Source organism: Brucella sp. MAB-22, from assembly GCF_025908475.1.
Classification (GTDB): Bacteria; Pseudomonadota; Alphaproteobacteria; order Rhizobiales; family Rhizobiaceae; genus Brucella; species Brucella anthropi.
In genome coordinates this window covers 1,666,941-1,686,675 of record NZ_CP109781.1, presented here as the reverse complement: position 1 = coordinate 1,686,675, position 19,735 = coordinate 1,666,941, and the positions used below count along the sequence as shown (strand labels likewise).

Here is a 19,735-nt window from a genome sequence, read left to right as displayed (position 1 = left end):
CCGCATATCGCAGCCGATTGCGAGAAAAGGCAAACAAAATTACCGCCTTATCCGAGAACTTCCGCAACTTTGACAGTGCGGTCTTCCCTGACCGAACGAAGTGCCGCCTCAGCCAGAGCCAAAGCTTGCAATCCATCTTCGGCTGAAGGATGCGGCGCCTTACCGGTGTCCAGCGCATCAATAAACGAGGCGATTTCCGCTGCATAAGCAGCCGTGTAGCGGGTCATGAAGAAATCATGCAATGGTGGACGGTTATAACCGTCTTTAGAAGCGATTTCTATCGAGATCGGACGCTGGTTTTCCGCCGAAACAGCACCGAGCGATCCATGGACTTCAATGCGCTGATCGTAGCCATAGGAAGCGCGGCGCGAATTGGAAATAACGCACTGGCGGCCGGAAGCAGTCGTCAAAATGACGCTTGCACTATCATAATCGCCAAGTTCTCCAATTTTCGGATCGACCAGCACCGAAGCCGAGGCCGATACGTTCTCGATTTCCTCACCGAGGAGAAAACGCGCCATGTCGAAATCATGGATCGTCATGTCGCGGAAAATACCGCCGGATACCTTGATATATTCTGCCGGCGGTGCACCCGGATCACGGCTGGTGATCGTCACCATTTCAACATTGCCGATGCGCCCATCTTTGATGGCTTTGTGCACTGCTGCAAAATGGGGATCGAAACGGCGATTGAAACCCAGCATCACTTTCGCGCCAGTTTCTCGAATGACATTGAGGCAGGCTCTAACGCGCGCTATGTCAAGATCAATCGGCTTCTCACAAAAAACAGCCTTGCCGACGCGAGAAAACCGTTCAATAAGATCGGCGTGGGTATTGGTCGGCGTGCATATCAGCACTGCGTCCACATCGTCTGATTGCTCAATAGCGTCGATACTGCGGACTTCCGCACTGGCAGAATCAGCAATTGCTCGCGCCGCCGCCTCATTTGCGTCTGCGACCGCGACCAATCGGGCCCGCTTGTCCGCAGCGATTGCGCCTGCGTGAACCTTACCGATACGGCCCGCGCCGAGCAGTGCCAGACGTGTCACCATTGCCTCATCCTCCCAGGAAACGGCCATCTTCAGTCAAACGAAGATATACTATAGAATATTTATTCTATTTTGCTAGAATGTGACATAAAGATTGTCAAGAGACCATATCGAAAGGCCACTGATGGATTCCCCCGCCCCGTCATCAATCAACGTTCCGACGAATATCAAGGAATTCGAGGCGAAGCTGCTAGAGGTTTCCGACCGTTTGCCGAAGAGGCTGAAACAGTGCGCCGATTTCGTTGCCGCCAACCAGGACCGTATCGCTGTGTCGACCGTCGCCGAGATGGCCGAAGGTGCGGGTGTGCAGAGCTCAGCCTTCATGCGTTTCTGCCAGATCATGGGTTTCTCCGGCTTTTCGGAGATGCAGAAGCTGTTCCGGGATTCCTATGCGGGCGGCTGGCCTGACTATTCAACCAGATTGCAACATTTGCGAGAAACGGCGACCGGCAGCGCCCCTGCCCTTCTTGCCGAGTTTGCCGAAGCAGGGCGCACATCTCTTGAAGGGCTGCTCAAAACCATTGATCCAGATGCACTCGAAAAGGCCGTTCAGCTTTTGGCCAGCGCGCAGACAATCCACATTGTCGGCATCCGCCGTGCTTTTCCCGTCGCGAGCTACCTGGCTTACGCGCTGGAGAAGATGCAAGTGCCTGCCATGCTGCATAGTGCTGTCGGCAAACTGGAGAACCTGCATGCTATTCGCGAAGGTGATGTGCTTCTGGCGATTACCTTCTCCCCCTATTCACCGGAAACGGTCGCAATGGCCGAAACTGTCGCTGCGCGTGGTATCGACGTCGTCGGCATCACTGACACGTTTGTCAGCCCGATGAGTAAATCCGCCAAACAGACATTGCTCGTTTCAGAGGTGGATTTCGGCGCCTTCCGCTCACTCTCCGCAACGCTTTGTCTTGCTATAGCGCTCGCTGTAGCCGTAGGCACCGCACGTCAAAGCGACTGATCCTTCCCGTGCATATTCCATTTTTTAGTTGAAATGGAATAATAAATCCATTTTAATCAAAAATGGAATAACTGCTATGCGTGCATGAATTTTGCACAGCCTTGCAGCAATAAGAAAATAGCGAGGGAGGATTGTAGTGAAGCGGCTCGACTTGATAACGATTGGCCGATCTTCGGTTGACCTGTATGGCGCACAGGTTGGCGGCCTTCTGGAAGACATGGCCTCCTTCAACAAATATGTAGGTGGCTCTCCTACCAATATCGCAACCGGGACTGCACGGCTGGGCCTTAAATCCGCACTTATCACCCGTGTTGGTGACGAGCATATGGGCCGTTTTCTGTTAGGCGAGCTGGAACGCGAAGGCGTGGACACACGCGGTATCGTCACCGATCCCGAACGCCTGACCGCGCTCGTTATTCTCGGCATTCGCGATCAGCAGCATTTTCCACTGATATTCTATCGCGAGAATTGTGCCGACATGGCATTGTGCGAGGACGACATCGATCCGGTCTTCATCGCCGAAGCTGGCTGTATTCTGGTTACAGGCACACATCTATCACATCCGAAGACAGAAGCGGCTGTTCTGAAAGCACTCCGTCTTGCACGCGACAATGGCAGCCGGACGGCACTCGACATAGACTATCGCCCCAATCTCTGGGGGCTTTCCGGTCATGGTGACGGCGAAAACCGTTTTATCGAATCCGCAGCTGTTACGACCAAACTGCAATCGACACTGCATCTGTTCGACCTGATCGTCGGCACGGAAGAAGAGTTTCATATTGCTGGCGGCTCGACAGACACGCTTCAAGCGCTGAAAGCCGTGCGCGCAGTAACGGACGCTGCACTGGTTTGCAAACGCGGCCCCATGGGAGCCGTGGTTTTCGAAGGCCCAATCCCTAACAGCCTCGACGAGGGACAGAGCGGCGAAGGGTTCCCGATTGACGTATTCAACGTGCTTGGTGCGGGCGACGGGTTCATGTCCGGGCTTTTGCGCGGTTGGTTGAAGGGCGAAGACTGGCCTACCAGCCTCAAATTAGCCAATGCCTGTGGGGCCTTTGCAGTCTCGCGACATGGATGCACGCCAGCTTATCCGAGCTGGGAAGAGCTTCAGTATTTTTTCCGTACCGGCATTCGCAACAAGGCTTTGCGCAAGGATGCCGCGCTGGAGCAGATACATTGGTCCACCAATCGCAACGGCCACTGGCCAAATATGCGCGTTTTTGCCTTTGATCACCGTATTCAACTGGAAGAAATGGCCGCCGAGGCGAGCGTTTCAACGGAAAAGATTGGCGAGTTCAAACAGCTTTGCCTGAATGCGGCCTTGCAGGTGGCAAACGGGGATGAGGGTTACGGCATATTGTGTGATGGTCGACTGGGCCGCGATGCTCTTTACCGGGCCGCCGGTTCGGGCTTGTGGATCGGACGTCCGACCGAATGGCCCGGCTCGCGTCCGCTCAAGCTGGAACCGGAACTCGGACCAGACTGCGGTGGACTGGTCGAGTGGCCTGTCGAGAATGTCGTGAAGTTGCTATGCTTCTACCATCCGGATGACACAGCTGAATTCAAGGCAGAACAGGAAGAAACTGTTTCACGTCTTTTTGCAGCCGCACGGCGCAACCGACTGGAATTCCTGCTGGAAGTCATCCCATCCAAAGCAGGTCCCGTCGATGACGACACAACTGCGCGTGTGATCGAGCGGTTTTATGAAATCGGCGTCTATCCCGACTGGTGGAAGCTAGAACCCATGAAGACCAGAGCGGCCTGGGCCAATGCCTGTGAGGCGATCACGCGCAATGATGCACACACACGCGGTATTGTTGTTCTGGGTCTGGATGCACCAGCGGAAGAACTGGAAGCCAGTCTTGCAATTGCTGCCGAATTCGACCTCGTCAAAGGCTTTGCAGTGGGACGTACGATTTTTGGTGACGCGGCACGCAAATGGCTGAACGGTTCGATCAGCGACGAAGAAGCAATCGCCGACATGGTGATGCGCTATCGTGGCCTTTGCAACGTCTGGGACAGCGTGCGTACATATTGAATTCGTTCTGCCGGGAGGAAACTGGAGGAGCTATGAAAACCGTTCGATTGACCGCCGCACAGGCATTGGTGCGCTACCTCGCCAATCAGATGACGCCGGATGGTGAGACCTTTATCGCAGGTGTTTGGGCTATTTTCGGCCACGGAAACGTGGCCGGACTAGGCGAGGCCCTCCATGGCATTCGCGAAGAACTGCCTACATGGCGCGGCCATAATGAACAGACCATGGCCCATGCAGCCATTGCCTATACCAAGCAGCTTGGCCGCATGCGTGCCTGTGCTGTCACCTCCTCCATCGGCCCCGGCGCAACAAATATGGTCACTGCAGCAGCCCTTGCCCATGTGAACCGCCTACCAATTCTCCTCATTCCCGGCGACGTCTTTGCCAATCGTGGACCTGATCCCGTGCTGCAGCAGATCGAAGACTTCAATGACGGCACTATGACCGTGAATGACTGTTTTCGTCCGGTCAGCCGTTATTTCGACAGGATCACCCGGCCTGAACAGCTTCTCACTGCCCTGCCCCGCGCCTTCCGCACCATGACCGATCCTGCTGATTGTGGGCCGGTTACGCTTGCTTTCTGTCAGGATGTGCAAACGGAAGCATATGACTGGCCGGAAGAGTTCTTTGAACAGAAAGTCTGGTACTGGCGCCGTCCACCGCCGGATGAGAATGAACTGAATGCCGCAGCGGCAGCAATCAAGGCAGCGCTTAACCCCGTTATCGTTGCAGGCGGCGGAGTGCACTACTCCGGCGCTCACGAAGCGTTGCACAATTTTGCCGAAGCACATGGCATTCCAGTCATCGAGACACAGGCTGGCAAATCGGCGCTACCGTGGGATCACCCGCTCAATTTTGGTCCGGTTGGCGTGACTGGGGCAGACAGCGCCAATGCTATCGCGGCGGAAGCCGATCTTGTGATCGGCGTCGGCACACGCTTTCAGGACTTCACGACCGGATCATGGGCGCTGTTCAAACATCCCGGGCGCAAGCTTCTCTCGCTAAACGTCCAACCCTATGACAGCTCCAAGCACGGTTCGCTTCCATTGGTTGCCGATGCAAAGATTGGCCTTGAAGCGCTCTCGAAAGCGGTTGGCAGCTATAAGCGCCAACCTGCGGACACAGCGTTGAAAGAAAAATGGTTTGCGGCGGCAGACGGGTTTACCGCTGCCCCCAGTGACGGCAACGCTTTGCCAACCGATATGCAGGTGATCGGCGCGGTACAGCGTCAGGCACAAGAGAACACGGTCGTCATGTGCGCGGCAGGCACCATGCCGGGCGAACTGCACCAACTCTGGAAAGCCGGTCGCCCCATGTCCTACCATATGGAGTATGGCTTCTCCTGTATGGGTTATGAGATAGCTGGCGGCCTTGGTATCAAGATGGCCGAACCGGATCGAGACGTCATCGTGATGGTCGGCGACGGCTCTTACATGATGGCCAATTCCGAACTCGCCACTGCCGTCATGATGGGGCAGAAGATTACGGTCGTTATTACCGACAATCGCGGTTTCGGTTGCATCAACCGGCTGCAGATGGCGACTGGTGGCGCTGAGTTCAACAACCTGCTCGACCATTCGAGCCACGTGAACCCGTCGCACATCGATTTCGCCGCCCATGCCGGAGCTATGGGTGCCGATACGAAGAAAGCAGGGTCGATCCGCGAGCTGGAAGAGGCTTTGGCGGAAACCCGCAACAGCCCGCGAACCACTGTCGTCATTATCGATACCGATCCTTACCCGACCCCTGAAACTGGCGGTTGGTGGTGGGATGTCGCGGTGCCGGAAGTCTCGGAGCGCGAACAGGTACGTGCTGCGCGTAAAGATTATGAAGCCAAGCTCAAAGAAAGAAACTGACCGATGATCCTCTATGGCACCAATCCTATCGCCTGGTCGAACGACGATGATCGCAACCTCGGTGCGCATATCACTCTGGATCAATGTCTCGATGAAACCGCCGAGATCGGCTTCGACGGAATCGAGAAAGGTCACAAATTTCCGCAGGAACCGGCTGCACTCAAAGCCGTGCTTGAACCTCGCAAGCTTCGCTATGTATCGGGCTGGCATTCGCTCAATCTGCTGGTGAATTCGGTCGAAGAAGAAAAGAAGGCAATGCAGCCCGCGCTCGACCTCCTGAAGGCGATGGGCTCGAAGGTCATCATTGTTTGCGAAACGTCGAATGCCATTCACGGCGATAACGACAAGCCGCTGTCTGAGCGTCCAGTGCTGGAAGAAGCGCGCTGGGAAGAATTCGGCGCGGGCGTCGAAGCACTGGCAGAACATGCCGCCGCCCAAGGTATCGCGCTTGTCTACCATCATCACATGGGAACGGTAGTGCAGAGCGAGGACGAGATAGATCTTCTGATGCAGCATACAGGACCGTACGCGAAACTTCTTCTCGATACAGGTCACTGCCTGTTCGGTGGTGGCGACCCGGAGCGGGTTGCGAAAAAGCATATGGACCGCGTCGGACATATCCACGCCAAGAACGTTCGCCCGGCGATGGCCACTGAAGTACGCGACCAGAGCCTGTCGTTTCTGGAGGGGGTCCGTCGCGGCGTCTTCACTGTTCCGGGCGATGCGGATGGCGGCGTCGACTTCATACCTGTACTGAAAGTTGCTGCTGATAAAACCTATCAAGGCTGGCTGGTGATCGAAGCAGAACAGGACCCCGATATTCGTAATCCGTATCAGTATCAGTCACTTGGGCTAAAATCGCTGAAATCATTCGCACGCGAAGCAGGACTCGACAAAGGAGACTGAGACATGGCCAATTTGTTGCGCAAGCCCAACGGCACGCATGGCAAGGTCCACGACATCACTCCGGAAAACGCCAAATGGGGTTATGTCGGGTTCGGGCTCTTTCGTCTCAAATCCGGCGAGAGTGTCTCCGAAAAGACCGGATCGACGGAGGTGATCCTTGTTCTTGTGGAAGGCAAGGCAAAGATTTCCGCTTCTGGCGAGGATTTCGGCGAGATGGGTGAACGCTTAAACGTGTTCGAGAAACTGCCGCCACACTGCCTCTATGTGCCTGCTGAAAGCGACTGGCATGCAACCGCCACGACAGATTGTGTTCTGGCTGTTTGCACCGCACCGGGCAAGCCAGGCCGCAAGGCACAGAAGCTTGGGCCGGAAAGCTTGACACTTGAACAACGCGGAAAAGGTGCCAATACCCGCTTTATCCATAATATCGCAATGGAAAGCCGCGATGTTGCCGATAGCCTTCTTGTTACCGAGGTATTCACACCGCAGGGAAACTGGTCGTCCTATCCACCCCACAGACACGACGAAGACAATTTTCCGGATATGACCTATCTGGAAGAGACCTATTATCACCGTCTCAACCCGGCGCAGGGCTTCGGCTTCCAGCGTGTTTTCACCGAAGACGGAAGCCTTGATGAAACCATGGCGGTCTCTGACGGAGACGTCGTGCTTGTACCAAAAGGCCACCATCCATGTGGCGCGCCCTATGGCTACGAGATGTATTATCTCAATGTGATGGCCGGTCCCTTGCGCAAATGGCGCTTCAAGAACCATCCCGACCATGACTGGATTTTCAAACGCGACAATCCGTAAACAGAAAAGCCCCGGATCCGGGGCTTTTCAATAAGCTGTCGTTCGTCGCTATCGGCTGGCTGGCAGCGCATTGTTCGCCCGCGATGCATCGATGCTCAGGGGGCCAGGTCCGGCAATAAACAGATAAAGAAAAATGAAGCAGAACAGGATTGCAGCAACACCGCCATTCTGGCCTGGGAAAAAGCTTTGAGATGCATGAGCAATGAAATAGGCGCATGCCATCAGGCCCGAGAGAATGAAAGCAGAAAACCGGCTGAAAAGACCGATTAGCAACGTGAAGCCCAAAACAAGCTCAAGGACACCCGCGGTCCACGACAATGAGAACATTGCTGGCGAACGGCCTGAAGGAAAGCCAAGTATCTTCTCCGTACCATAACTGAAGAGTACAAGAGCTGCCACGATACGTAAAATACTGAGCATGATCGGTTGATATGCAGCAGTCCATCCGTTTGCCGACATAGGCTTCCTTCCTTCAAATGAAACACTATGCCAGCATATTATTGCGGCCTGCATTAGTTAAATAAAACACATTCACGAGTACGTTATCAGGGCCTCTCAGCTAAACCGAAACAAACAGTTTAGGAAATTAGGCGTTCTTTGTTTCTGTCCTCTCCTTGCTTATCTCGGGCTTAAACGCGCGATTTTTCTCAGATCTTCCACCGCACCGGGTGCAGCCACGAAAACCTTGTTGCCTTTGGTGAGCTGTTCTCCGTCTACCGGAAAAGGATGCACATAACCTCCCGCCTCACGCACGAGACAGAAGCCCGCCATGCAATCCCAGGCATGCATATAAGGCTCATAATATCCGACCAGCCTGCCAGCCGCGACATATGCGATCATCAGCGCGCCGGAACCATTGCGGATAAAGGTTCCGCCCGCCTCAAGCAGGTCTTCTACGATTTTTGCCACTACCTGTGGTGTCACGTAGTTGTTGGCACCGATACCCGTCACCGAATTACGGATCGTGCGGCTCGGATCGAGAACCAGCTTCTTTCCATCAAGTGTTGCACCCAAGCCTTTTGCCGAAGCATAGAGTTCGTCGAAGCACGGCGCCTGTATTACGCCGATGACGGGCTCGCCGTCTTTCAGAACGGCAATGGAAACACACCAGTTCGGCATACCGTTGACGAAAGGACTGGTGCCATCAATAGGATCCACAACCCATGTGTAACCCGAAGTGCCTTCATTCAACCCGTATTCCTCTCCCAGAAAACCATCCTGAAAAAACGCTTCCGACACACGGGCACGGATAAGCTGTTCAACGTCCCTGTCAGCAATCGACACCACATCCTGCGGATCGCGCTTGGTTTCGATAACCAGTGTTTCACGCTGCTTGAAATAGTCGAGGGCCTTGGCGCCCGCCTCGCGCGCGATCTTTTCGGCAAGCGCCAGCCGCGCCTCTAGTTCCTGTCGGGGATGGGAAGTCATGATGATTTTCCGATGAGAGATAAAGAAAGGCGCGACGTTTTTGCGCCTATTGATTGATAATGGCAAGTCCGCGCGTTTTGAACTCGATCGATACATCGGTTTGTGGCGGCAGAGCCTCCTCGACCGCCGGATCGACAATGAAAAGCTTGCCGTGCTCGGTCTCGATTTCATACTCGATATGATCGCCAAGATAGGCCGAATGGGCGACACGTCCGGGAAATCCGCCGCCAGCCTTTGGCTGCAAGGTCACCGCGTTGGGCCGGATCGCAAGCTGCGCCGGACCTGGTCGAGCGTTGCGCGCGGTAACCCGGTGGGTCAAGCTGCCCACACGAATGACAGCTTCGCCCCCATCTGCCGTCATCACCTCACACGGCACAACATTCGCCTCTCCCATGAAATCCGCGATAAAGGCTGAGGCCGGTGTTTCATAGAGATCACGAGGGCTTCCCTTCTGTGCGATATTGCCCTCCTTCATGACGATGATCGTATCGGAAACGGCAAGCGCCTCGTCCTGATCATGCGTGACATAGACGGCGGTGAACCCGAGCCTTTGTTGCAACTCACGAATTTCGGTCCTCACCCGACGGCGCAGGCGAGCGTCGAGGTTCGAAAGCGGCTCGTCCAGAAGCAGAACCTGCGGTTCGAGCACGAGGGCACGCGCTACGGCCACGCGCTGTTGCTGGCCACCCGACAGTTCTGCCGGAAGGCGATGCCCCATTCCAGCCAGACCGACGAGCTTCAGCCCCTCTTCCGCACGTTCGCGCGCTTCCGCTCTTTTCAAACCTGAAGATTCCAAGCCGTAGGCCACGTTGTCGAGCGAGTTCATATGCGGAAAGAGTGCATAGGACTGGAAGACCATGGATACATCCCGCTCATTGGCTGGCAGATTGGTCACGTCCTTGCCACCGATCAGAATGCGACCCGAAGTCGGGTGTTCAAGCCCAGCCAGCAGCCGCAATGTCGTCGTCTTGCCGCAACCGGATGGTCCAAGGAGCGTCACCAGAGTTCCCGGCTCGACGGTCAGGGACAGATCGGGCAAGGCGGTAAAATTACCGAATTTCTTGGTGACATTTTCAAATGTAACGGAGCCGGGACGGATCGCAGTCATGCGGTTTTCTCCTGACGAACGGTTTTGACGGGTGGGACAGCCGCAACGCGGTTCTCGCGCCTGAGTTTGCGTTCACCCACGAGGAGCTGGAAGCCTGTAATGACCACGATCATCACCACAATCAGCATCGATGAATAAGCAATAGCCACGCCGAATTCACCGTTTTCGACCAGACCGACAATGTAGGATGTCGCCATGTTGTATTGCGCCGAAACGAGGAAAATAACCGCGCTGATGGACGTGATGGCACGCACGAAGGAATAGACCAATGCAGCTGTGATTGCGGGACGCAGCAGTGGCAGAATGACTTTGCGGATCGTGCGGAAGCTGTTTGCCCGTAACGTCAGCGAGGCTTCGTCGAGGCTCTTGTCGAGCTGGCTCATTGCTGCGATGCCGCCACGCACACCCACTGGCATGTTGCGGAAGACGAAACATGCAATCAGGATCAGCGCCGTGCCAGTCATTTCAAGCGGTGGCAGATTGAAAGCCATGATGTAGCTGACACCGATAACGGTGCCGGGAATTGCGAAGCTCAGCATCAAGGCGAATTCGAAGACGTTTCGTCCAACAAAGCGCTGGCGAACGATCAGATAGGCCGTTAGCAACCCGACAGCAGCAGTCAGCGGAGCCGAAATCAGCGAGATTTCCATCGTCGTCCAGAACGAATTCCATGCCACACCGGTCCACGCAATGCCACTCTCTGTCCAATTGACGGAAAACGCCCGCGCGTAGTGCTCGACTGTCAATGTATTGTCGAGCCCCCACTGACGCACGAAGCCGCCGATAAGGATCATCGCGTAAACAACGATGGTGAAAATCATCCAAGGAATGACAAGGGCATAAACGCCGATCTTTAAGCCGCGTGGCAGCCCGGCATGCATACCGGAATCGCCTTTGCCGGTCACAGTTGCGAAGTTCTTGCCTGAGAGCCAGACGCGCTGGATCAGAAACGCAGTCAATGTAAAGCAGAGCAGCACGATTGCGAGAACTGCCGCGCGCGATGGATCGTTCTGCGCACCAACCACGGCAAAGAATATTTCGGTCGAAAGTACCCCATTGCTGCCTCCGAGCACCATCGGATTGCCGAAATCCGCCATACTTTCGATGAAAGCAATGAGAAACGCATTGGCAAGTCCCGGTGCCATCAGCGGCAGAGAAACCCTGCGAAACGTACGCCAGCGATCAGCGCGCAGAGTTTGAGATGCTTCTTCCATCGACGGTGACACACCCTCGACAACGCCGATAAGTACGAGGAAGGAAATCGGGGTGAAAGACAGGACCTGTGCGATCCATATGCCGGTGAGACCATAAAGCCACCGGCCTGGTTCCACGCCGAATATATTGGAAATCTGTTCCGTCACTACGCCTGCGCGGCCAAAAAGCAGTGTCAATGCAAGACCGACAACGAAGGGCGGCGTGATGATCGGTAATATGGTGAGAAGCCGTAAGCCTTTCTTGAAAGGGAAGCCTGTGCGGGTCGCAACCAGTGCAAAAGCAAGACCCAGCACTGTGGACCCGGTTGCCGTCATCAGCGCCAGCCACAATGTGCGCCAAGCAACACCGCATCGCCCCTCACCTATAACGCAGGCCAGACTCCAGATCGAGGAATCTTGAATATTGCCGATAAACCCCTCAGGTTTGAAAGAACCGTCGAAATCCTGCACCGACCCGGCAAACATGCTGATAACAGGATAGAAGACGAATACAGCCACCAATGCGACCAGCAGGGTGATAGAGGAAACGACGAAGGCGTCCCCCTTCATCACACCGCGTTCCGCGAGACCAAACGAGAAAATCAGCAGAAAACAGAGCCCTGTCAGGATTGCTCCAGCGCCGAAGGCCGGCTGGCCGTCAGAAAGTGCGCCGAACAGGTTTTCACTGATGGCCCAGTTCCAGCCGGAAAAACCGATGGCCAAGCCTTGCAGCGCCAGGAAAAGTACACCAAGAAGGCTCGCCCATATCAGAACACCGCTCCGACGTTCAACAGGCAATAGCAAGCGGGCACCGGCACAAAGCAGCATGAATACAGCAACAGCGCCAATCCAAGGCCGCCCGAAGAAGGCTATCTGCCAAAGGCCGGGCGCTGTTGCACCATCACCGAACATTCCAGCGAGCCAGCCGAAGCTCAGAAAGCCGTCGTCTATGCGATACCACGGCAACAAGACAAATGCCGCGAGTGCAAGAGCCAGAACGATATCCAGTCTGCGATTATGCTGTTTCATGGATGTCCGCGTCCCTCCAGATCGGGGATTTCCAAGGAATGGCTAGAGCATTTCCAGCAAAAGTGCGAAGCGGTTTTGCGCAGGATAATGCGTAGAAACAAAGAGATGGAGCATTTCCAATGATTCAATTTAAACTGGAAATGCTCCAGGTGCGCCGGCTCCTGCATATTTCAGGAAAACCGCTGCCTTGTTCCCTCATCCGGGACAGGTGCGCCGTACAACAAGAGCGACGCACCCGGATTTCAAGCCAATGAAAGATCAGTTGGCGTGTGCACCGATTTCCTTATCCCAGCGCTCGAGCAATTCCTTGCGCTTGGCGGGTTCGCCATAGGTCTTGAAGTCATAATCGATGAGCTTGATGTCCTCGAAGCGCGGGGATTCCTTTGGAACCTCGGCTGATTTGTTCGAAGGCAACTGGAAGGATTTCGCATCTTTCATGTGCGACTGCACTTCGGCGGTCAGCGCCCAGTCGTACCACTTCTTCGCATTCTCGAGATTCTTGGCGCCCTTGATGATCGACATGGAACCGATTTCGTAGCCTGTGCCTTCACACGGTGCGACTGACTTGATCGGGAAACCTTCTGCCGTCATCGATACTGCATCATGCATGAAGACGATGCCGATGCCAGTTTCACCACGCGCAGCCGACTTGACGGGAGCCGAGCCCGACTTGGTGTACTGCGATACATTTTCGTTGAGCTTCTTCAGATAATCATAGGCTTTGTCTTCACCCATGATCTGAACAAGCGTTGCCAGTGCCGTGTAGGCGGTACCGGAAGAATTCGGATTGGCCATCTGGATTTCGCCCTTATAGGACGCATCAAGCAGATCGGCCCAGCATTTCGGCTCTTTCAGGTTCTTCTTGGCAAGAATATCGGTGTTGTAACCCCAACCAAGCGCACCGGCATAAACGCCAACCGTGCGGAAGCCGGAGCTTTCGGCCTGTTTCCTGGCCCAATCGTTCAGCTGGTCGAGCATCGGGGATTTATATTCGAGCGTCAGCCCTTCAGCTGCAGCCTGAAGATGCGGATCGCCGGTGCCGGCCCACCAGATATCTGTCTTCGGATTGCGCGCTTCGGCCCGCACCTTGGCATAGGTTTCACCGGAGGAAAGCCGCACCATGTTGACCTTGATGCCAGTATCCTTCTCGAACATGTTCTTCATCTGCTCACAGATGACCACGTCCGCGGAACAGATAAGATTGAGATTGCCTGCGGCCTGCGCAGAAAAAGCGAATGAAGATACACCTGCGGCCAGCGCCGCAACCAGAAATGCCGAACGCATTGTTTTCCTCCCTTTATACGGCGCCTCCACGCCGACGCTTTTGCAAGCGTGTGCACAGTGTTTGCCTTTTATGAAAGCCTGTCAATGCCTTTGTAAATTTTATTCTGAAATTACAAAAAATAATTCAATCATTCTGTTTTTGACTATCATTTGCACAGCCATGCAAACTTGTATCGATAAAAGAAAAAGGCGGCCGAAAGCCGCCTTTTAGTTATTGCCTGTCAGGAGATCAGCCGATTGCCATCAAGCTGGCATTGCCACCAGCCGCTGTGGTGTTGATCGAAGTCGAAACTTCTTCCAGCAACCAGTTGAGACAATAGGCATCCGGGTTGTTTGCCAGTTCTTCCGTGGAAGCGGCTTGCGTCAGAACCAACGGTCCGGGAAGCGTTGCAAGCTTCTTGTTGACCTCGACAATGCGTTCAGCGTTCCCTTCAACCAACGCTCCAGCGAACGGTGCGTCGGATTCCCAGTTATTCGTCCAGATCGTGCGCGCTGCAACTGAAGCTGGAACATCTTTCAGGACATTCCGCAAACCTGAAGCCTCGTCGACATACACAGTATTGCCCGTAGCTAGGGCAGCCGTCATCTGGCGATAAAGGCCTGTTTCCGTTTGCGGAACCAGCAGGATATTTCCACGCGGATGCAGCGCATAAAGATTGCGCTCGCCAACAGGGCCCGGCAATTCAAGGTCAAGACCGAGGGCCGAAGCGCTACCAGTGTCGCGCGCAGCCTGAGCCAGATCGTTCATGCCGCGTTGGCCAAGCCATTTCGCAAAATCCTTGAGCGCTGGATCAGTGTGAACCGAGCTATGACGCGGCGGGATTGGAGCTGTTTCCACGAGACGTCCGAGATAGAGCGGACCACCTGCCTTTGGACCAGTGCCGGACATGCCGCGTCCGCCGAATGGCTGCACGCCGACAATCGCGCCAATAACATTGCGGTTGATATAGACGTTTCCGACACGGATACGATCCGCAACATTGGCGATGGTCTCATCAAGGCGCGTATGCAGGCCGAAAGTAAGCCCGTAGCCGGTCGCATTGATATCATCGATCAGGCGCTCCATATCATCGCGCTTGTAGCGCACGACATGCAGAACCGGGCCAAAAACTTCCCGCTTCAGATCGCGAAGCGAATTGATCTCGACAATGGTCGGTGCAACGAAAGTTCCATTCTGGGTTTCAGGACCAAGCGGAAGCTGCTCAACCTTGCGACCGAGATCGCGCATACCCTGAACGTGCTTTTCGATGATGTTCTTGGCTTCATCGGTAATAACCGGCCCAATGTCCACCTTCAGCTTGTCGGTGCGGCCGATGGAAAGTTCCCTGAGCGCGCCCTTCAGCATCGTCAGGATACGATCTGCGACATCTTCCTGCAGGCAGAGAACGCGGAGCGCCGAACAACGCTGACCCGCACTGTCGAATGCCGATGCAATCACGTCGAACACGACCTGCTCGGCCAGAGCGGACGAATCCACGATCATGGCGTTCTGACCGCCGGTCTCTGCGATCAGCGGGATCGGTTTGCCGTTCGGCAACAGGCGCGAGGCAAGCTGAGCCTGAATGAGGCGCGCCACTTCGGTCGAACCGGTGAACATCACGCCGCAAGTCTCTTCCGCAGCAACCAGCGCGGCCCCAATGCGGCCATCCCCCGGCAAAAGTTGCAGCGCATCCGCTGGAATGCCAGCCTCGTGCAGGATGCGAACACCCTGTGCTGCAATCAGCGGCGTTTCTTCGGCAGGCTTTGCCAGCACGGGATTGCCTGCAACGAGTGCAGCTGCGATCTGACCGGTAAAGATCGCCAGCGGGAAGTTCCACGGGCTAATGCAGACGATAGGTCCAAGCGCCTTGTGGCCGACGCCCAGCGTACGACGGGTCTGCTCTGCATAATAACGCAGAAAATCGATGGCTTCGCGCACTTCAGCAATCGCGTTCGGCATGGATTTGCCGGCTTCGCGCATGATGAGGCCGAGCAGAACAGGCATATCACGCTGCATGATATCCGCTGCGCGCTCAAGACAAGCCGCACGTTCGGCTGGTGCAACCGCAGACCAACTTGCCGTTGCCTTCTGTGCCGCCTTCATGGCTTTCGCCACATCTCCTTCGGCGATTTCCGTCACCGTACCGACAACATCGTTCCGGTCACCGGGATTGAGAACCGAGCGGCTGGTGCCCTTTACCTTGGTTCCGGCAAGCTGAGGTTCCGATGTCCACACGCGGTCAGCGCTGTCTTTCAGAATCTTGCTGAGTTCAGCGAGCGTGACTTCATTCGACAGGTCGAAACCGTCAGAGTTCTTGCGAGCCCCATAGAGATTCTCCGGCAGGGCAATCTGGTCGTGGCGCGCACCAAGGACAGCCATCGAGCGAACGACATCAACCGGATCGGCGATCAGTTCATCGACGGAGACACTTTCATCGCCAATGCGATTGACGAAGGATGAGTTCGCACCGTTTTCGAGAAGTCGGCGAACAAGGTAGGCCAGAAGCGTTTCATGTGTGCCGACCGGCGCATAGATGCGGGCCGGACGGCCGAGCTTTTCGGCACCGACAACTTCGTCATAAAGCGGTTCACCCATACCATGCAGGCACTGGAACTCGAACTTTCCGGTTTTGAAATCCGGACCAGCCAAATGATAGATGGTGGCCAGCGTCTGCGCATTATGCGTTGCAAATTGCGGGAAAACGGCATCTGTCGCCGCAAGGAGCTTGCGAGCGCATGCAATGTAGGAAACGTCGGTATGTACCTTGCGGGTATAAACCGGGAAGTCTTCCAGACCGTCAACCTGTGCGCGCTTGATTTCGGCGTCCCAATAGGCACCCTTCACCAGACGAACCATGACACGGCGCTTGTTCTGACGGGCCAGATCGATGATGAAATCGAGCACGAACGGGCAACGCTTGCCGTAAGCCTGCACCACGAAGCCGATGCCTTCCCAATCTGCCAGATCCGGATCTTCGATCAGGCTCTGCAACAGATCAAGCGACAGTTCCAGACGGTCCGCTTCCTCGGCATCGATGTTGAGACCGATATTGTAGGACTTCGCGATAGCGGCCAGCGCCTTTACCTTCGGCAGCAATTCCCCCATGACGCGTTCGCTTTGCGCACGGACATAGCGCGGATGCAAAGCGGACAACTTGATGGAAATTCCGGGGCCGTCATAGATGCCGCGACCGGCGGACGCGCGACCAATGGCATGTATAGCGGTTTCGTAATCCTTGTAATAACGCTCGGCGTCGGCAGCGGTGGTCGCGGCCTCACCCAGCATATCGTAGGAATAGCGGAAGCCGCGTTCTTCCAGCGGCTTGGCGCGCTTCAAAGCTTCATCGATGGTTTCGCCGGTGACAAACTGTTCGCCCATCATCCGCATGGCCATGTCTACACCGCGACGAATGACAGGCTCGCCACAACGAGCGATCAAGCGTGTCAGGGCAGCTGACAGGCCGCGATCATTGACCGTGTTGGTCAGCTTGCCGGTAACGACAAGTCCCCAGGTTGCAGCATTGACGAAGAGCGAACGACCCCCACCGATATGAGATTTCCAGTCGCCATTCGAAATCTTGTCACGGATCAACGCATCACGCGTCGCCATGTCTGGAATACGCAGAAGGGCTTCGGCAAGGCACATGAGCGCCACGCCTTCCTGGCTCGACAGCGAATATTCATGCACCAAGCCTTCGACGCCTGTACCCTTATGCTTGGCGCGCAGTGCTTCAATCAGCTTGCGAGCCGTGGAACGGATTTGCTTGGCTGTTTCTTCCGGCAAGGCGGCCTGTGCAGCCAGCGCGGAAACGCATTCGGCTTCCGGGCGGCGATAAGCGGCGGTAATCGCCTGCCTCAGTACGCTTTGCTCGCGGATCGGCGGCGCAAAATTCTGGAAAACCGGATTGATAGGAGCGGGTATGGTGTCGGTCATGGTGCAATGCTCACAAATGAAAACAGCCCCGAGCGTCTTTGCCCAGTTTAGCTCTGCTTTAAGTGGGCGCACACTATCATTTGTGCAAATTGCATTCTGCCTTCATTTGCTCCATATAAAGGATTATCGATCTTATTATAGGCTCCAAAGTAGGCTAGAAGAATGCGAAAGATAGATTCTGTAGACGATCTGGACCAATTCGATCGGCGTATTCTGGAAGTATTGAGCGAAGACGGACGCATTCCCGTCACAGAACTCTCGAAAAAGGTCGGTCTTTCCAAGACACCATGCCAGGCAAGGCTGAAACGACTGGTCGATGAAGGCTATATTGTCGGCTTTCGTGCGGCCATCGACCCTGAGAAACTCGGTCTCGATCATATCGCCTTCACGACGGTCAAGCTATCTGACACACGCGAAGCCGCGCTTGAAGCGTTTAACACGGCAGTGCGCAAGATACGCGAAGTCGAAGAATGCCATATGATCGCAAGCTCTTTCGACTATCTTCTGAAAGTGCGAACGCCCAACATCCGACGTTACCGCGAGGTGCTGGGCGAAAAGATATCGAGCCTGCCCAATGTCGCAAGCACATCGACATTTGTGGTGATGGAGTCGGTCAAGGACAACCGCCCGGTAAGGGTCTATCCGGGCGCATTGTAATTTTCAGTTATAGCGGCTCACCTGCCAGATAACGTTCGAGCGCTTTGACAGTCCCATCCTGCCAGATGCGCAGAAGTGCGGATGAAAAAGCCGCCACATAAGCTGGATTTGAAGCGAGCGAGCCGAAGATATCATCCATCGCAAGCCATGCCGCCGGATTGCTTTTTGCAAGAGCCGCCTGCTTTGTCAGGCGATCCCATGATGGATCGTTTGGCTCAATAATAGTGCCGCTATCGGTCATGCCATAACAATAACGACACCAGCAAGCCGACACGAGGGCCAGCCCGGTCACGGAATGTCCTTTCGCTACCCGGTCAGATGCAGTTGGCAGAATGAACTTCGGCTGACGGTTGGAGCCGTCAAGGCACAGGCGGCGGATCGTATCGCCGATGCTTGGATTGGCGAAACGTTCATCGATGAGGATACGATAGTCTTCGAGATTGGTATCCGGTACCGGCGGCACTTCCGGAATGATCTCTTCCTTGGTGAGCTTTTCCAGATAACGCCGGATCAGCGGGTGCTCCATCGCTTCATGCACGAAATGTATGTCGAGCAACCCGCCAGGATAAGCGATGGCTGCGTGACCGCCATTCAAGATACGAATCTTCATCAGTTCATAAGCGGCAACCTGATCGGTAAATGTGACACCTACTTTTTCCAATGCAGGACGCCCGGTGGGGAAATTGTCCTCCATCACCCACTGCTTGAAAACTTCGCAGAAAACCGGCCAGCCGTCTTCAACCCCGAAATCCTTCGCAGCGATTTCACGCTCGCGTGCACCGGTGGCCGGCGTGATGCGATCCACCATGGAATTTGGAAAAGCTACATTGGCAGAAATCCAGTCGGCAAAAGTCGCATCACTCAATTTGGCCAGTCCCGTCACGGCATCTTCCGTCACATGCCCGTTGCCCGGAATGTTATCGCACGACATGACGGTGAAAGGTTGAACGCCTGCCGCCTTACGCAGTTTCAGCGCCTGCACGATTAAGCCGAACACAGTCTTGGGCTGATCCGGATGGGTGGCATCTGCCACAATATCTGGATGAGCGGGATCGAAGGTCTGACTGGCCGGATCGATATAATAACCGCCTTCGGTGATCGTCATGGAAACAATGCGAATAGAGGGCGATGTAAGATAGGCCATCAAAGCCTTTCGCCCTTCTTCAGTCGATATTGTCACATAATCGACCATAGAAGCGGTAATCCTTGCCCCCGCATAATCGGCTTCCTGTTCGACAACTGTGGTAAGCCAGTCTTGCGCCTTGAGCGTGTCGCGCATGGCATCATCACTGCCACGCACACCAGCGCCAACCAGCGCCCAGTCATGCCCCTCACCCATTCCGAACAGATCGTCCAGATAGACAGCCTGATGGGCACGATGAAAATTGCCAACACCGAAATGCACGATGCCCGGTTTCAACCCGGTTGGGTCGTAGCCGGGTTTGTGTACCTTGTCGAAGCTCTGGAGCGTTGCACGCGACAATTTGGTCATGACGATTTCCT

General features: G+C 55.2%; 14 protein-coding genes. 6 read left to right on the top strand and 8 right to left on the bottom strand.

Features of this window, described 5'->3' with window-relative positions:
- Positions 1-47 precede the first annotated feature (47 nt).
- Positions 48-1,052, bottom strand: coding sequence for an inositol 2-dehydrogenase (gene iolG, locus OHI65_RS07785; RefSeq protein ID WP_012093194.1), 1,005 nt, complete (start codon positions 1,050-1,052; stop codon positions 48-50).
- Between the two features lie 121 nt (positions 1,053-1,173).
- Between iolG and OHI65_RS07780 the strand changes: the two genes are divergently transcribed.
- The 5 genes from OHI65_RS07780 to iolB all read left to right on the top strand — a co-directional run bounded on the left by OHI65_RS07780 (position 1,174) and on the right by iolB (position 7,620).
- A complete protein-coding gene (locus tag OHI65_RS07780) occupies positions 1,174-2,007 on the top strand; it encodes a MurR/RpiR family transcriptional regulator (protein ID WP_010659022.1) in 834 nt (277 codons plus the stop codon).
- A 136-nt stretch (positions 2,008-2,143) separates the two neighbouring features.
- The gene (locus tag OHI65_RS07775) at positions 2,144-4,045 is read left to right on the top strand and encodes a bifunctional 5-dehydro-2-deoxygluconokinase/5-dehydro-2-deoxyphosphogluconate aldolase (RefSeq protein ID WP_125301159.1); all 1,902 of its coding nucleotides are present in this window, start codon (positions 2,144-2,146) and stop codon (positions 4,043-4,045) included.
- 32 nt (positions 4,046-4,077) lie between these two features.
- The gene (iolD, locus tag OHI65_RS07770; RefSeq protein ID WP_264358629.1) at positions 4,078-5,901 is read left to right on the top strand and encodes a 3D-(3,5/4)-trihydroxycyclohexane-1,2-dione acylhydrolase (decyclizing); all 1,824 of its coding nucleotides are present in this window, start codon (positions 4,078-4,080) and stop codon (positions 5,899-5,901) included.
- A 3-nt stretch (positions 5,902-5,904) separates the two neighbouring features.
- Complete coding sequence (iolE, locus tag OHI65_RS07765; protein WP_012093197.1) at positions 5,905-6,807, top strand: myo-inosose-2 dehydratase; 903 nt, start codon at positions 5,905-5,907, stop codon at positions 6,805-6,807.
- A 3-nt stretch (positions 6,808-6,810) separates the two neighbouring features.
- Complete coding sequence (iolB, locus tag OHI65_RS07760) at positions 6,811-7,620, top strand: 5-deoxy-glucuronate isomerase (protein ID WP_125301161.1); 810 nt, start codon at positions 6,811-6,813, stop codon at positions 7,618-7,620.
- A 48-nt stretch (positions 7,621-7,668) separates the two neighbouring features.
- On the opposite strand, the gene OHI65_RS07755 is transcribed toward iolB, so the two are convergent.
- The 6 genes from OHI65_RS07755 to putA form a co-directional block, all read right to left on the bottom strand.
- On the bottom strand, positions 7,669-8,079 hold the full coding sequence (locus OHI65_RS07755) for a DoxX family protein (protein ID WP_125301162.1): 411 nt from the start codon (positions 8,077-8,079) through the stop codon (positions 7,669-7,671).
- 159 nt (positions 8,080-8,238) lie between these two features.
- Positions 8,239-9,048, bottom strand: a complete 810-nt coding sequence (locus OHI65_RS07750) for an inositol monophosphatase family protein (RefSeq protein WP_125301163.1) — start codon at positions 9,046-9,048, stop codon at positions 8,239-8,241.
- Positions 9,049-9,094: 46 nt separating this feature from the next.
- Complete coding sequence (locus tag OHI65_RS07745) at positions 9,095-10,156, bottom strand: ABC transporter ATP-binding protein (protein ID WP_125301164.1); 1,062 nt, start codon at positions 10,154-10,156, stop codon at positions 9,095-9,097.
- Positions 10,153-12,378 (bottom strand): ABC transporter permease, encoded by a 2,226-nt coding sequence (locus tag OHI65_RS07740; RefSeq protein ID WP_125301165.1) that lies wholly within the window; start codon positions 12,376-12,378, stop codon positions 10,153-10,155. The genes OHI65_RS07745 and OHI65_RS07740 overlap by 4 nt, the downstream gene beginning before the upstream one ends.
- Positions 12,379-12,636: 258 nt before the next feature.
- Positions 12,637-13,662 (bottom strand): ABC transporter substrate-binding protein, encoded by a 1,026-nt coding sequence (locus tag OHI65_RS07735; RefSeq protein WP_125301166.1) that lies wholly within the window; start codon positions 13,660-13,662, stop codon positions 12,637-12,639.
- Between the two features lie 229 nt (positions 13,663-13,891).
- Positions 13,892-17,575 (bottom strand): trifunctional transcriptional regulator/proline dehydrogenase/L-glutamate gamma-semialdehyde dehydrogenase, encoded by a 3,684-nt coding sequence (putA, locus tag OHI65_RS07730; RefSeq protein ID WP_125301167.1) that lies wholly within the window; start codon positions 17,573-17,575, stop codon positions 13,892-13,894.
- Between the two features lie 162 nt (positions 17,576-17,737).
- Here putA and OHI65_RS07725 point away from each other — a divergent pair, with 162 nt between their 5' ends.
- Positions 17,738-18,232: an Lrp/AsnC family transcriptional regulator gene (locus OHI65_RS07725; protein ID WP_010659033.1), complete on the top strand. Its 495-nt coding sequence runs from the start codon at positions 17,738-17,740 to the stop codon at positions 18,230-18,232.
- A gap of 7 nt (positions 18,233-18,239) precedes the next feature.
- Here OHI65_RS07725 and OHI65_RS07720 read toward each other — a convergent pair whose 3' ends face one another.
- Positions 18,240-19,724 carry a mannitol dehydrogenase family protein gene (locus OHI65_RS07720; RefSeq protein WP_125301168.1) on the bottom strand — a complete coding sequence of 495 codons (1,485 nt, stop codon included), beginning with the start codon at positions 19,722-19,724 and terminating at the stop codon, positions 18,240-18,242.
- Between the last annotated feature and the right edge of the window lie 11 nt (positions 19,725-19,735).

Coding starts and splice junctions, on each gene's coding strand:
- iolG (WP_012093194.1), bottom strand. CDS start 1,052: ATGGTGACACGTCTGGCACTGCTCGGCGCGGGCCGTATCGGTAAGGTT.
- OHI65_RS07780 (WP_010659022.1), top strand. CDS start 1,174: ATGGATTCCCCCGCCCCGTCATCAATCAACGTTCCGACGAATATCAAG.
- iolD (WP_264358629.1), top strand. CDS start 4,078: ATGAAAACCGTTCGATTGACCGCCGCACAGGCATTGGTGCGCTACCTC.
- iolE (WP_012093197.1), top strand. CDS start 5,905: ATGATCCTCTATGGCACCAATCCTATCGCCTGGTCGAACGACGATGAT.
- iolB (WP_125301161.1), top strand. CDS start 6,811: ATGGCCAATTTGTTGCGCAAGCCCAACGGCACGCATGGCAAGGTCCAC.
- OHI65_RS07755 (WP_125301162.1), bottom strand. CDS start 8,079: ATGTCGGCAAACGGATGGACTGCTGCATATCAACCGATCATGCTCAGT.
- OHI65_RS07750 (WP_125301163.1), bottom strand. CDS start 9,048: ATGACTTCCCATCCCCGACAGGAACTAGAGGCGCGGCTGGCGCTTGCC.
- OHI65_RS07745 (WP_125301164.1), bottom strand. CDS start 10,156: ATGACTGCGATCCGTCCCGGCTCCGTTACATTTGAAAATGTCACCAAG.
- OHI65_RS07740 (WP_125301165.1), bottom strand. CDS start 12,378: ATGAAACAGCATAATCGCAGACTGGATATCGTTCTGGCTCTTGCACTC.
- OHI65_RS07735 (WP_125301166.1), bottom strand. CDS start 13,662: ATGCGTTCGGCATTTCTGGTTGCGGCGCTGGCCGCAGGTGTATCTTCA.
- putA (WP_125301167.1), bottom strand. CDS start 17,575: ATGACCGACACCATACCCGCTCCTATCAATCCGGTTTTCCAGAATTTT.
- OHI65_RS07725 (WP_010659033.1), top strand. CDS start 17,738: ATGCGAAAGATAGATTCTGTAGACGATCTGGACCAATTCGATCGGCGT.
- OHI65_RS07720 (WP_125301168.1), bottom strand. CDS start 19,724: ATGACCAAATTGTCGCGTGCAACGCTCCAGAGCTTCGACAAGGTACAC.